Origin of the sequence: Pantoea sp. R102 (assembly GCF_004916815.1) — a bacterium.
GTDB lineage: Bacteria > Pseudomonadota > Gammaproteobacteria > Enterobacterales > Enterobacteriaceae > Pantoea > Pantoea dispersa.
Genome location: NZ_SDFT01000165.1, coordinates 14403 through 27889, shown reverse-complemented (window position 1 = coordinate 27889; position 13487 = coordinate 14403). Strand labels below are relative to the sequence as shown.

The window sequence follows — 13487 nt, the reverse complement described above, 5'->3', positions numbered from 1 at the left end:
TCACGCCGAGCAGCACCGCCAGCAGCGCCAGCGCCATCCCTGCCTCAAACAGATGGGTTGGCAGCGTCGCGCTGTGCCAGATATCCGCCGCACGCAGTGCCAGCGTCAGCAGCCAGAGCGCCAGCAGCGTACAACCCGCCGCGAACAGGCGTACCGTCCAGCGATAACCCTGTGGCCACAGGCTGCGCTTCATGAATTCACCGCTGTGCTCCATTTCCTGCAGCGTGCCGCGACATGCCCACAGCAACAGCAGGCCCGGTACGGCGGCCACCACGGTAAAGGCGTAAAATACCGGCCAGCCCCACAATTCAACCAGCCAGCCAGCCGCCGGACCGACATACACGCGTCCAACCGCTGACAGCGCTGACAGCAGCGCGAACTGCGTGGCCGAAAACGATTTGTTGCACAGCGTCATCAGCAACGCCACAAAGGCGGCGGTGCCCATGCCGCCGCACAGGTTTTCGATAAATACCGCGCTGGCCATGCTCCACAGATGCGGTGGCGTTACCGCCAGCAGCCAGTAAGCGAAATTAGATACCGCCTGCAGCACGCCGAAGATCATCAGCGCGCGGAACAGGCTCAGGCGCTGCATCAGCACGCCGCCGTACAGCGCACCGATAATGGTCGCCAGCAGGCCGAGCGTTTTATTCACCAGACCGACATCACCGGCGCTGAAGCCCACGCCGCGAATCAGGAAAGTGGTGGTGAGCGAAGCGGCGAACGCGTCGCCCAGCTTGTAGAGAATGATTAAGGTGATCAGCAGCCAGGCGTTGTTGCGCTGAAAGAAATCCTTCAGCGGAAACGCGACGGCCTGACGCAGCGAGTGCGGCTCGCGCACCGGTGCCTCAGGTTCACGCGCCAGCAGCGTGGCGATCAGTCCGGGCACCATCAGCAGCGCCATCAGCCAGTAGGTGGCCTGCCAGCCGAGATAGCGATCCGCCAGCCACAGCGCCAGGCCGCCGGAAATCAGCATCGCCAGCCGGTAACCGAGCACGGTAATCGCCGCGCCGCTGCCGCGCTCTTCCGGCGGCAGCACATCGGTTTTCCACGCATCAAACACAATATCCTGCGAGGCTGAGCAGAAAGCCACCAGCACCGCCAGCGCCGCCAGCAGGGTAAGGTCGCGTGATGGCTGCATAAAGCCCATCGCCACAATGCCGACAATCAGCGCTAACTGCGTGACCAGCAGCCAGCCGCGCCGCCGGCCAAGAAAGGGCGGAGTATAGCGATCCATCATCGGCGACCACAGGAACTTAAACACGTAAGCCTGACCGACGAGGGAGAAGAAACCAATGGTTTTCAGGTCGACATTCTCTACCGTCATCCACGCCTGTAGCGTACCGGCGGTCAGCGCCAGCGGCAGACCGGAAGCGAAACCGAGCAGCAGCAGGACCGCAGCGTTACGTTGGGTAAAAATACGCAGATAGTGAGATGTCATAGCCAGCCTGAAATGAAGCCCGGTCAGCGGGGACCGGGCAGGTTACTGCGGAAAATTAACGCGCGTTTTGCTTGATGAAGTTGTTGACGCTGGTGTCCTGCGCCATATCGGCAATCACGTCGCTCAGGGTCGAGTTAACCGCGTTGGTGATCTTATCGTTAGTGGCGCTGAAGGCACCCTCTACGCTGTAAGTCTGACGATAGTTTTTCACCTGCTTGTTGCCGTTTTTCGCGGTAGCGATAATAGAGATATCCGCTTTGGTGGTGATGCTGTAACGCACGTTGCCCTGTGTGACATCGGCGTACAGACCATTAACCACGATCTGCAGATCCACCGCGCCGTTCGGGCCAATCATGTAGCCGCGCGAGGTCATCTGCTTCTCCAGCACTTCCTGCAGCAGGAAACGCAGGTCGCGTGACGGGGTCAGGGTGATCAGCTGGCCGTCGCGGTTCACTTTGGCCAGCGCCTGATCGCTGCGCTGATCGGCACCGTTAACGCTGATGGTAACGCCCATCAGGCTCGGATCCTGCTGTGGCAGCTGGATTTTTGGCTGGATGTTCAGCGTGGTGTTATTGCTGGCGCAGCCGGCCAAAATAAAGGCAGCCAGCAGAGGGAATAACAGTTTTTTCAACATACTCATTCTCGTTAGCATATGGGTTGGTTTGCAAAACTGCGGCCATCATAGCATTGCGGCACGGCGAAAAAAGCCCCGCACCAGGGGAAATTGATTGTAAAGGATTTTTTCGGACAGCCGGACGCGGTAACCGATTGATCGGCAGCCTGAGCAGGCTAAGATGCGCAGCGCAGCAGGATTTATTTCCTGCCAGACTGCGGGAAAGGTAAAAACCTACTAATATTTAAACAGATGGGGCACAGCGCTCGCCGTAGAGGAGTGTTAACAATGATTCGCGAACAAATAGAAGAAAAGCTGCGTAACGCTTTTGAGCCTGCACATCTCGAAGTGCATGACGAAAGCTATCGTCATAACGTGCCTGCCGGTTCTGAAAGTCACTTCAAAGTGGTGATCGTCAGCGACCTTTTCACCGGACAGCGCTTCCTGCAGCGTCACCGCGCCATTTATGGCGAGCTGGCGACCGAGCTGGCAGGCAGCGTCCATGCGCTGGCGCTGCATACCTACACGCGCAAAGAGTGGGATGGACTGCAGGATACCGTGCTCGCCTCACCGAACTGTCGCGGTACCGGTACGCTGGCCTGAGTTTTCCTCTCCAGCTTCCTCCAAAACGGCCTGCGGGCCGTTTTTTCTTCCCTCAATGATGCACAAACGCGATCTGCGGCGCAAAAAAGCAGCAAAACCGTTAAAAAGTGGTGAGTTTGCAGCCTCGACTCATTCCGGGGATGCCGCTATAATGCGGCGTCTATTTTTCCGGAATGTCTTCGGGACGCTTCTGGTGACAGGGATTAGGTTCTGCCTGCAGAGGCCGTCCCGGTTGTTGGATACGGCGCATTAATTGTGTGGTGTCTGAAGTTGACCGAGCACGTGATTTTTTGAGGTAACAAGATGACAGTTTCAGTAGAAACCACTCAGGGTCTGGGCCGTCGCATTTCGATTACTGTTCCTAAGGACAGCATCGAAAGCGCAGTGAAGAAAGAACTGGTGGAAGTGGCTAAGAAAGTCCGTATCGACGGTTTCCGTAAAGGCAAAGTGCCGGCTACCATCATTAATCAGCGCTACGGTGCCTCTGTTCGTCAGGACGTCCTGAGCGAGCTGATGACGCGTAACTTCGTTGACGCCATCATCAAAGAGAAGATCAACCCAGCTGGCGCACCGAACTACGTGCCGGGTGAGTATAAAGAAGGTGAAGATTTCACCTACGCGGTTGAGTTCGAAGTGTATCCGGAAGTTGAGCTGAAAGGCCTGGATGCAATCGAAGTCGAAAAACCGGTGGTTGAAGTGACCGACGCTGACGTCGACACCATGCTGGAAACCCTGCAGAAGCAGCAGGCGACCTGGAAAGAGACCGATGCAGCGGCATCAGCAGAAGATCGCGCGACCATCGATTTCACCGGCTCTGTAGACGGCGAAGAGTTCGAAGGCGGCAAAGCGTCTGACTTCGTGCTGGCAATGGGTCAGGGTCGTATGATCCCAGGCTTCGAAGAAGGCATCACTGGCAAGAAAGCCGGCGACACCTTCACCATCGACGTGAAATTCCCGGATGACTACCACGCGGAAAACCTGAAAGGCAAAGATGCGAAGTTCGACATCGTGCTGAAGAAAGTGGAAACCCGCGAACTGCCGGAGCTGACCGCTGAATTCATCAAGCGTTTCGGCGTGGAAGATGGCTCCATCGAAGGTCTGCGCGCTGAAGTGCGTAAGAACATGGAGCGCGAGCTGAAAGGCGCTATCCGTAACCGCGTGAAGACGCAGGCGATTGACGGTCTGGTTAACGCGAACGAAATCGACGTGCCAGTGGCACTGATCGACAGCGAAATCGACGTTCTGCGTCGTCAGGCTGCACAGCGTTTCGGCGGCAACGAGAAGCAGGCGCTGGAACTGCCACGTGAACTGTTCGAAGAGCAGGCAAAACGTCGCGTTGTGGTTGGTCTGCTGCTGGGCGAAGTAATTCGCATCAACGAGCTGAAAGCCGATGAAGATCGCGTTAAAGCGCTGATCGAAGAGATGGCTTCTGCGTACGAAGATCCGCAGGAAGTGATCGAGTTCTACAGCAAAAACAGCGAGCTGATGAACAACATGCGCAACGTTGCGCTGGAAGAGCAGGCGGTTGAAGCGGTACTGGCGAAAGCCAAAGTGACTGACAAAGCCACTAACTTCCAGGAGCTGATGAACCAGACCTCTGCGGCCTGATTCGTGAGTTAACCCTGAGTGCTAAAGCCCGCGACCGCTGTGTCGCGGGCTTTTTCGTTTCTGGCGGAAACCAACCACATTTGTGCGCTATTTGACTAATTAATCGGCAAATTCTTCGCTAAGCTGTTTTTCCGTGTTAGCGAATGGGGAAAAGGTTGTTATGCTTGAAACAACTGGGCTGCATCCCCAGATACAGGGAGAATGCGTGAAAACAGTAAGACTGGCTGATTAACCGTCCTGTTATGTCGGAACGAGACCGCTGCGCATAGTTTTCGCCGCGCGCCTCGCGTAAAATCGGTACAGAATGTTGCCAATGAAATTTATCAGGAGACGGTAATGTCATACAGTGGCGATCGTGAATTTACTGCACCAACCAATGCGCTGGTGCCAATGGTGGTCGAACAAACCTCGCGCGGCGAGCGTTCTTACGACATCTACTCCCGCCTGCTTAAAGAGCGCGTGATCTTCCTGACCGGTCAGGTTGAGGATCACATGGCGAACCTGATTGTGGCGCAGATGCTGTTTCTGGAAGCTGAGAATCCTGAAAAAGACATTTACCTCTACATTAACTCGCCAGGTGGTGTGATTACCGCCGGTATGTCGATTTATGACACAATGAAGTTCATCAAGCCGGACGTGAGCACCATCTGTATGGGCCAGGCCTGTTCGATGGGCGCATTCCTGCTGACGGCGGGGACTAAAGGCAAGCGCTTCTGTCTGCCAAACTCACGCGTGATGATTCACCAGCCGCTGGGCGGCTATCAGGGCCAGGCGACGGACATTGAGATCCACGCGCGTGAAATCCTGAAAGTGAAGCAGCGTATGAATGAGCTGATGGCGGAACATACCGGCAAATCGCTGGAGCAGATTGAACGCGACACCGAGCGCGATCGTTTCCTCTCTGCCAGCGAAGCGGTAGAGTATGGCCTGGTCGACTCCATCCTGACGCATCGCCAATAAGACACATCTGTCTGCCCCTTACGCTATAGTTAACGGGTGCAGACAGGTGAGTTGCATGCATATCGGCCGTTGCTGTGCGGCCATTGCCGTACACCAATTAGGTCTGAGAACGAAAAGAGGTTAGCTGATGACAGATAAGCGCAAAGACGGTTCAGGTAAGTTGCTGTACTGCTCTTTCTGCGGCAAAAGCCAGCATGAAGTCCGTAAGCTGATTGCCGGGCCGTCAGTGTATATTTGCGACGAGTGTGTCGATCTGTGTAACGACATCATTCGCGAAGAGATTAAAGAAGTGGCCCCGCACCGCGAGCGCAGCGCGCTCCCGACGCCGCATGAGATCCGCCATCACCTTGACGATTATGTTATCGGTCAGGAGAAGGCGAAAAAAGTGCTGGCGGTGGCGGTGTACAACCACTACAAACGTCTGCGTAACGGCGACACCAGCAACGGGATTGAACTGGGCAAAAGTAACATTCTGCTGATCGGTCCAACCGGTAGCGGTAAGACCCTGCTGGCGGAAACGCTGGCGCGCCTGCTGGATGTGCCTTTCACCATGGCGGATGCCACCACGCTGACCGAAGCCGGTTATGTGGGCGAGGATGTGGAAAACATCATCCAGAAACTGCTGCAGAAGTGCGACTACGACGTACAGAAAGCGCAGCGCGGTATTGTGTACATCGATGAAATCGATAAGATTTCCCGTAAATCAGACAACCCGTCTATCACCCGTGATGTGTCAGGTGAAGGCGTACAGCAGGCGCTGCTGAAACTGATTGAAGGCACAGTGGCTGCCGTGCCGCCGCAGGGTGGACGTAAGCATCCGCAGCAGGAGTTTCTGCAGGTCGACACCTCGAAAATCCTGTTTATCTGTGGCGGTGCGTTTGCCGGCCTCGATAAAGTGATTTCACAGCGTGTTGAAACCGGCTCCGGTATTGGCTTTGGCGCGACCGTTAAAGGTAAATCGCAGAAAGCCAGCGAAGGCGAGTTGCTGTCACAGGTTGAGCCGGAAGATCTGATCAAATTTGGTCTGATTCCGGAGTTCATTGGTCGTCTGCCGGTGGTGGCGACGCTCAACGAGCTGAGCGAAGAAGCGCTGATCCAGATCCTGCGTGAACCGAAAAACGCCCTGACCAAGCAGTATCAGGCGCTGTTTAACCTGGAAGGCGTGGAGCTGGAGTTCCGTGACGAAGCGCTGACGGCGATTGCGAAGAAAGCGAACTCGCGTAAAACCGGGGCACGTGGTCTGCGTTCTATCGTAGAAGCGGCGCTGCTCGAAACCATGTACGACCTGCCATCAATGGAAGGCGTAGAGAAAGTGGTGATCGATGAGTCAGTGATCGAGGGGCAATCTGACCCGATGCTGATTTACGGTAAGCATGAAGCCCAGGCTTCTGGCGAATAAATAATCAATTACACCACGTTGTTATCTTAAAAAAGGGGAAAATGTTTCCCCTTTTATTTTTCTCACCTCTGTGACATTGAATGTCGTGCAAGCATCCCCATATACTCATAATCCTGTGGGTCTAACTGCATACAGCCTGTATCACGCGGTTCCCATCACCTGGCGGACATTAAACTAAGAGAGAGCTCTATGAATCCTGAGCGTTCTGAACGCATTGAAATCCCCGTGTTGCCGTTGCGCGACGTGGTGGTTTATCCGCACATGGTAATTCCGTTGTTTGTTGGTCGGGAAAAATCGATTCGTTGCCTCGAAGCGGCGATGGATCATGACAAGAAGATCATGCTGGTTGCCCAGAAAGAGGCTTCAACGGATGAACCTGGTATTAACGATCTCTTCGCGGTAGGGACCGTTGCTTCCGTACTGCAGATGCTGAAACTGCCAGACGGCACCGTTAAGGTGCTGGTGGAAGGTCTTCAGCGCGCACACATCACCACTTTAGCGGACAATGGCGACCACTTTGTTGCCCAGGCCGAATACCTGATCTCGCCGGAAATTGAAGAGCGCGAGCAGGAAGTGCTGGTGCGTACCGCCATCAATCAGTTTGAAGGCTACATCAAGCTGAACAAAAAAATCCCGCCGGAGGTGCTGACTTCACTCAACAGCATCGACGACGCGGCGCGTCTCGCCGACACCGTGGCGGCACACATGCCGCTTAAGCTGGCTGACAAACAGTCAGTGCTGGAGATGTCCGACATTAATGAGCGTCTGGAATATCTCATGGCGATGATGGAATCGGAAATCGATCTGCTGCAGGTTGAGAAGCGTATCCGCAACCGCGTTAAAAAGCAGATGGAGAAAAGCCAGCGCGAGTACTATCTGAATGAGCAAATGAAAGCGATTCAGAAAGAGCTGGGCGAGATGGACGATGCGCCGGATGAATACGAAGCGCTGAAACGCAAAATCGACGCGGCGAAAATGCCGGCCGAGGCGCGCGAGAAGGCCGAAGCCGAACTGCAGAAGCTGAAGATGATGTCACCGATGTCAGCGGAAGCCACCGTGGTGCGCGGCTACATCGACTGGATGGTGCAGGTTCCGTGGAACGCGCGCAGCAAGGTGAAAAAAGACCTGCGGAAAGCGCAGGAGACGCTGGATACCGACCATTACGGTCTGGAGCGCGTGAAAGACCGCATCCTTGAGTATCTTGCGGTGCAGAGTCGCGTCAGCAAAATTAAAGGGCCGATTCTGTGTCTGGTCGGACCGCCGGGCGTGGGTAAAACCTCGCTGGGACAGTCAATCGCCAAAGCCACTGGCCGTAAATATGTGCGTATGGCGCTGGGCGGCGTGCGTGACGAAGCGGAAATCCGCGGCCACCGTCGTACCTATATCGGGTCGATGCCGGGCAAACTGATCCAGAAAATGGCCAAAGTCGGCGTGAAAAACCCGCTGTTCCTGTTGGATGAGATCGACAAAATGTCATCCGATATGCGCGGCGATCCGGCTTCAGCGCTGCTGGAGGTACTGGATCCGGAGCAGAACATTGCGTTCAACGATCACTATCTGGAAGTGGATTACGATCTGTCAGATGTGATGTTTGTGGCTACCTCTAACTCCATGAACATTCCGGCTCCGCTGCTGGATCGTATGGAAGTGATTCGTCTCTCCGGCTACACCGAAGATGAGAAGCTCAACATCGCTAAACAGCACCTGCTGCCGAAGCAGATCGAGCGTAATGCGCTGAAAGAGAAAGAGATCAGCGTTGACGACAGCGCCATTATCGGCATTATCCGCTATTACACCCGTGAAGCGGGCGTGCGTAGCCTGGAGCGCGAACTCTCCAAGCTGTGCCGTAAAGCGGTAAAAGCGCTGCTGATGGACAAAGCGAAAAAGAGCATCAAAATCAACGGCGAAAACCTCAAGGATTTCCTGGGCGTGCAGCGCTTTGATTACGGCCGCGCTGACAGCGAAAACCGTGTTGGTCAGGTCACCGGCCTGGCGTGGACCGAAGTGGGCGGCGATCTGCTCACCATCGAAACCGCCTGCGTGCCGGGCAAAGGCAAGCTGACCTACACCGGTTCACTCGGTGAGGTGATGCAGGAGTCCATCCAGGCGGCGCTGACGGTAGTACGCGCCCGTGCGGAGAAACTCGGCATCAACGGCGACTTCTACGAGAAGCGTGATATCCACGTACACGTACCGGAAGGGGCGACGCCGAAAGATGGTCCAAGCGCCGGTATCGCGATGTGTACCGCACTGGTCTCCTGTCTGACCGGTAACCCGGTGCGTTCGGACGTGGCGATGACCGGCGAGATCACACTGCGCGGTCAGGTACTGCCGATTGGTGGCCTGAAAGAGAAACTGCTGGCGGCGCATCGCGGCGGCATCAAAACCGTGCTGATCCCGGACGAAAACAAGCGCGATCTGGAAGAGATTCCACAGAACGTGATTGCCGATCTGTCGATCCATCCGGTGAAGCGTATTGAAGAAGTGCTGAGCCTGGCGCTGGAAAATGCCCCGTACGGGATGCAGGTTGCCACGGCAAAATAGTGATTAGCGACAAAAAGCGCTAAAAAGCGAAGCTGGCAGGCCAAATCGGGCTTGCCAGCTTTTTTTTGTGCCGCTAATTTAGGGGGCTGCTGGATCAACGATTAAGATGAATACCGTTGTTTCAGCTCAACAGGCTTGATATAACTGGCTGCGCGTTCGCACCGGGCGGGAAGCGCGGGTGCGAGTGAATAATAAAAGAGGGGATGAAGAGAGTGAATAAGTCACAGTTGATCGACAAAATTGCTGCAGACGCTGACATTTCTAAAGCGGCAGCGGGACGTGTGTTAGATGCATTCATGGGCTCCGTTTCTGACGCGCTGAAAGGCGGTGACGAAGTGGCACTGGTCGGTTTCGGTACCTTCTCTGTACGCGAGCGTGCTGCCCGCACCGGCCGTAACCCACAAACCGGTAAAGAAATCACCATCCCGGCTGGTAAAGTACCGGGCTTCCGTGCAGGTAAAGCACTGAAAGACGCCGTCAATTAATGACCGCTGACCTGTCCATCGAAGCATTTTCTTCCATGGATTGAGGACGAAAAAGGCGTTCTCATGTAACATACGGGCACATCATTTTTGATGTGCCTTTTTTTATCTTGATGCGCGACTTTAGCCGCTGGCTTCAGTCTCCGCATGGTTGCCAGCTGCCAGCCTGAACCGCAGCTGCACGATGATGACATCGTGTCAGAGCTTTACATCCACACTACAGCGGAGTGTTGTCATACCATGATGGACAATTTACGCGCGGCGTCGAACCATGTCGTGCTCAAGATCATTCTGGGATTGATCATCCTGTCATTCGTACTGACCGGGGTGGGCAACTACCTGATTGGCGGTAACAGCGATTACGCTGCCAAAGTGAACGGCCATGAAATTAGCCGCGGTGAGCTGGAACAGGCGTTTAACAACGAGCGCAACCGTCAGCAGCAGATGCTGGGCGACCAGTTCTCGCAGCTGGCCAGCAACGACGGCTACATGCAGCAGATGCGCCAGCAGGCGCTGTCACAGCTGATCGATCAGGCGCTGCTCGATCAGTACATCAAAGATCTGCACATTGGCATCAGCGACGATCAGGTGAAGCAGGCTATTTTCAATCAGCAGGCTTTCCAGACCAACGGTAAGTTCGACAACGCGAAATACAACGGCCTGATCGCCAGCATGGGCTTTAGTGCCGATCAGTACGCCGAAGCGCTGCGCAAGCAGCTGGCGACGCAGCAGCTGATCAACGCCATCGCCAATACCGACTTCATGCTGAAGGGTGAAACCAGCAAGCTGGTGGATCTGGTCTCGCAGCAGCGCGAGATTCGTCAGGCGGTGATTGACGTTAATGCGCTGGCCGCGAAACAAACCGCCAGCGACGACGAAATCAATCAGTACTACCAGCAGCATCAGAGCAGCTTTATGGCACCTGAGCAGTTCCGCGTCAGCTACATCAAAATGGATGCGGCCAGCCTGCAGGAGAACGCCAGCGAAGCGGATATTCAGAGCTGGTACGATCAGCACAAAGCCGACTATTCACAGCCGCAGCGCAACCGTTACAGCATCATTCAGACCAAAACCGAAGCCGATGCCAACGCGGTGCTGGATGCGCTGAAAAAGGGCGAGGATTTCGCCACGCTGGCGAAGAGCAAATCCATCGACCCAATCTCTGCGCGTAAAGGCGGCGACATGGGCTGGCTGGAGCCGAACACCACGCCGGACGAACTGAAAAACGCCAACCTGACGCAGAAAGGTCAGCTGTCTGGCGTGATCAAGTCCTCAGTCGGTTTCCTGGTGGTGCGTCTGGACGATATCCAGCCAGAGCAGGTTAAACCGCTGGCGGATGTGCACGATGCGGTGGCGGATAAAGTGAAGCAGGAAAAAGCCGTCGACGCCTTCTATAAGATGCAGCAGAAGGTGAGCGAAGCCGCCAGCAACGACAACGAATCCCTGGCGGGCGCCGCACAGGCATCTGGCCTGAAAGTGGTGGAAACGGGCTGGATCACCCGCGATAACGTGCCGGCCGATCTCGATTTCGATGCGGTTAAACAGGCGATCTTCAACGGTGGCCTGACCGGTCAGAACGGCGCGCCGGGCAACAATTCTGACATCATCAGCGTCGATGGCGATCGGGCGTTTGTGTTGCGCATCAGCGAGCACAAACCGGAAGCGGTTAAACCGCTGGATCAGGTTAAAGCGCAGATTGCCGACAGTCTGAAGCATGACAAAGCGACGCAGCAGGCCAAAGCGCAGGCAGACAAACTGCTGACCGAGCTGAAAGCGGGCAAACAGGACGCGCTGCAGGCGGCTGGCATGACGCTGAGCGCCAGCAAAACCGTTGATCGCAACGCGCAGGATCCGGTGGCACAGGCCGCATTCAACCTGCCACAGCCAGCGGATAACCAGCCATCGTGGGGTGTCAGCGAAGATATGCAGGGCAACGTGGTGCTGGTCGCGCTGGATAAGGTCAGCGCGGGCAACATGCCGCAGGCGCAGATCGACGAAATGGTGAAAGGCGTGACGCAAAACAACGCGCAGATTGCCTTTGAAGCGCTGCTGGAAAACCTGCGTAAAGAGGCGAAGATTAAGTACGGCGCCGCCGCACAAAACCAGTAAGCCTCACAAAAAAAAGGTAAACTGCTGCAATACCGAAAGGCCGCTTCTGCGGCCTTTTCCATTTCTGATCATCACCTTTTGAGTGGGTTTCTCGCTTGTGCCACCCTGCAGTGGCTGTCAAACACAAGGAGAAACACAGCATGGTTAAATCAACATTTCGTGCCTTTTGCATCACGCTGGCGCTGGGCGGCGCGCTCTGGACCAGCGGACTGGCGGCGGCGGAAAGCCCCAGTGAAACGCAGGCGACGCAGGTGTCCACGCCGCAGCAGGAACAGGTCAGCATCAATCAGGCCACGGCCGAGCAGCTGGCCGCCGCCATGAACGGTATTGGACTGAAAAAAGCGCAGGCGATTGTCAGCTATCGTGAGCAGTACGGGCCCTTCAGCGCCATCGAGCAGCTGAAAGAAGTACCGGGTATTGGCAGTGCGCTGGTGGAGCGGAACAGCGCGCGGCTGAAATTGTGAAGCGGCTCGCGACTCTGAAGGATTGCTAAAGCGGCCCATCAGGCTGTGCTATGCTCAACAGGTCCAACCAGTTGTCATTCACAGCCTGAACAGGAGCAATCATGCAAACTATCATCAAAGTGCGCGGCTATCATCTTGACGTCTATCAGCATGTGAACAATGCGCGCTACCTGGAATTTCTGGAAGAGGCGCGCTGGCAGTGGCTGGAAGATGCCGATGCCTTTCACTGGCTGCTGGAGCAGCAGCTGGCGTTTGTGGTGGTGAATATCAACATTAACTATCGTCGTCCGGCGGTGCTGGGCGACGTGCTGCACATTGAGAGCGAGGTCTCGCAGCTCAACGGCAAAAGCGGCATTATTTTACAGCGGGTGGTGCTGGCGGGTGATAATACGCTGGTGGCGGATGCGGCGCTGACCTTCGTCTGCATCGATTTGCGCACGCAAAAAACCGTGCCGCTGGAAGGGGAGTTACGTGAACGCCTGGCGGCATTGATGACCGCGCCTTCCTGAGCTGGCATGCCCAGAAAGCACGCCAGCTCGCAGTGCGGTCGCAATCAGCGCAGGCCGCTTTTCTGTTTCATCGCCGCCATCACGCTGGCCGCATTGGCCTGGTAATCGGCCAGGCCGCGCGCGCGCAGATGGCAGGCCGCACACTCACCACAGCCGTCGCCTTTGACGCCGTTGTAGCAGGTTAGCGTCTCCGATCGGACCAGCGGCAGCTGCTGCCAGTAGTCCGCCAGCGCCCAGGTTTCCGCTTTATTCAGCCACATCAGCGGCGTTTCAAAACGCACGTCGCGCGCCATGCCGAGAGTGACGGCGTTGTTCAGCGCTTTGACAAACTCGTCACGGCAATCCGGGTAGCCGGAAAAATCGGTTTCACATACGCCGGTGATCACCGCTTCGGCTTCCACCTGATAGGCATAAATTGAGGCCAGCGTCAGAAACAGGATGTTACGCCCCGGGACAAAGGTGCTGGGCAGGCCGCTGGCCTGCGGATTGTAGGCCGGCACCGGAATGTTATCGCGCGTCAGGCTGCTGACCGCCAGTTCATTGAGCAGCGTTACGTCCAGCACTTTGTGCGCCCGCGCGCCCAGCTGGTGCGCCAGCTCTGCGGCGACGCTGATCTCTTCGCGATGGCGCTGACCATAATCAAAGGTCACGCAGTGCACTTCATCATACTGCTGCAGCGCCTGAATCAGACAGGTGGTGGAGTCTTGTCCGCCACTGAATACGACAACGGCTCGTTTCATGTTTTCTTCCCCATAAAT

12 protein-coding genes are annotated in these 13487 nt (G+C 55.9%); 9 read left to right on the top strand and 3 right to left on the bottom strand.

Annotation, left to right across the window (positions count from 1 at the left end):
- On the bottom strand, positions 1-1438 hold a 1438-nt coding region (gene ampG, locus ERD80_RS17145; RefSeq protein WP_136547768.1), incomplete at its 3' end, for a muropeptide MFS transporter AmpG.
- A gap of 55 nt (positions 1439-1493) precedes the next feature.
- Entirely contained in the window at positions 1494-2072 is a 579-nt protein-coding gene (locus ERD80_RS17140; RefSeq protein ID WP_136547766.1) for a lipoprotein, read from the bottom strand.
- A 267-nt stretch (positions 2073-2339) separates the two neighbouring features.
- On the opposite strand from ERD80_RS17140, the gene bolA reads away from it, so the two are divergent.
- The 9 genes from bolA (at position 2340) to ERD80_RS17090 (ending at position 12729) form a co-directional block, all read left to right on the top strand.
- Entirely contained in the window at positions 2340-2654 is a 315-nt protein-coding gene (gene bolA, locus ERD80_RS17135) for a transcriptional regulator BolA (protein ID WP_021507184.1), read from the top strand.
- A gap of 303 nt (positions 2655-2957) precedes the next feature.
- Positions 2958-4262 (top strand): trigger factor, encoded by a 1305-nt coding sequence (gene tig, locus ERD80_RS17125; protein ID WP_021507185.1) that lies wholly within the window; start codon positions 2958-2960, stop codon positions 4260-4262.
- A 336-nt stretch (positions 4263-4598) separates the two neighbouring features.
- A complete protein-coding gene (gene clpP, locus ERD80_RS17120; protein WP_010616837.1) occupies positions 4599-5222 on the top strand; it encodes an ATP-dependent Clp endopeptidase proteolytic subunit ClpP in 624 nt (207 codons plus the stop codon).
- Positions 5223-5349: 127 nt separating this feature from the next.
- On the top strand, positions 5350-6621 hold the full coding sequence (gene clpX, locus ERD80_RS17115; protein ID WP_021507186.1) for an ATP-dependent protease ATP-binding subunit ClpX: 1272 nt from the start codon (positions 5350-5352) through the stop codon (positions 6619-6621).
- A 189-nt stretch (positions 6622-6810) separates the two neighbouring features.
- Entirely contained in the window at positions 6811-9165 is a 2355-nt protein-coding gene (gene lon, locus ERD80_RS17110; RefSeq protein WP_021507187.1) for an endopeptidase La, read from the top strand.
- 212 nt (positions 9166-9377) lie between these two features.
- Complete coding sequence (gene hupB / locus ERD80_RS17105; protein WP_014606441.1) at positions 9378-9650, top strand: nucleoid-associated protein HU-beta; 273 nt, start codon at positions 9378-9380, stop codon at positions 9648-9650.
- Between the two features lie 237 nt (positions 9651-9887).
- On the top strand, positions 9888-11756 hold the full coding sequence (gene ppiD / locus ERD80_RS17100) for a peptidylprolyl isomerase (protein WP_136547762.1): 1869 nt from the start codon (positions 9888-9890) through the stop codon (positions 11754-11756).
- A gap of 140 nt (positions 11757-11896) precedes the next feature.
- A complete protein-coding gene (locus ERD80_RS17095) occupies positions 11897-12220 on the top strand; it encodes a helix-hairpin-helix domain-containing protein (protein WP_058775229.1) in 324 nt (107 codons plus the stop codon).
- Positions 12221-12321: 101 nt separating this feature from the next.
- Positions 12322-12729 (top strand): YbgC/FadM family acyl-CoA thioesterase, encoded by a 408-nt coding sequence (locus ERD80_RS17090; RefSeq protein WP_136547761.1) that lies wholly within the window; start codon positions 12322-12324, stop codon positions 12727-12729.
- 44 nt (positions 12730-12773) lie between these two features.
- Here the strand turns inward: ERD80_RS17090 and queC are convergent, their stop codons facing one another.
- Entirely contained in the window at positions 12774-13469 is a 696-nt protein-coding gene (gene queC / locus ERD80_RS17085; RefSeq protein WP_058757956.1) for a 7-cyano-7-deazaguanine synthase QueC, read from the bottom strand.
- Positions 13470-13487 lie beyond the last annotated feature (18 nt).

Excerpts from the sequence above, each read along its gene's own strand:
- ERD80_RS17140 (WP_136547766.1), bottom strand. The coding sequence starts at position 2,072 with ATGTTGAAAAAACTGTTATTCCCTCTGCTGGCTGCCTTTATTTTGGCC.
- bolA (WP_021507184.1), top strand. The coding sequence starts at position 2,340 with ATGATTCGCGAACAAATAGAAGAAAAGCTGCGTAACGCTTTTGAGCCT.
- tig (WP_021507185.1), top strand. The coding sequence starts at position 2,958 with ATGACAGTTTCAGTAGAAACCACTCAGGGTCTGGGCCGTCGCATTTCG.
- clpP (WP_010616837.1), top strand. The coding sequence starts at position 4,599 with ATGTCATACAGTGGCGATCGTGAATTTACTGCACCAACCAATGCGCTG.
- clpX (WP_021507186.1), top strand. The coding sequence starts at position 5,350 with ATGACAGATAAGCGCAAAGACGGTTCAGGTAAGTTGCTGTACTGCTCT.
- lon (WP_021507187.1), top strand. The coding sequence starts at position 6,811 with ATGAATCCTGAGCGTTCTGAACGCATTGAAATCCCCGTGTTGCCGTTG.
- ppiD (WP_136547762.1), top strand. The coding sequence starts at position 9,888 with ATGATGGACAATTTACGCGCGGCGTCGAACCATGTCGTGCTCAAGATC.
- ERD80_RS17095 (WP_058775229.1), top strand. The coding sequence starts at position 11,897 with ATGGTTAAATCAACATTTCGTGCCTTTTGCATCACGCTGGCGCTGGGC.
- ERD80_RS17090 (WP_136547761.1), top strand. The coding sequence starts at position 12,322 with ATGCAAACTATCATCAAAGTGCGCGGCTATCATCTTGACGTCTATCAG.
- queC (WP_058757956.1), bottom strand. The coding sequence starts at position 13,469 with ATGAAACGAGCCGTTGTCGTATTCAGTGGCGGACAAGACTCCACCACC.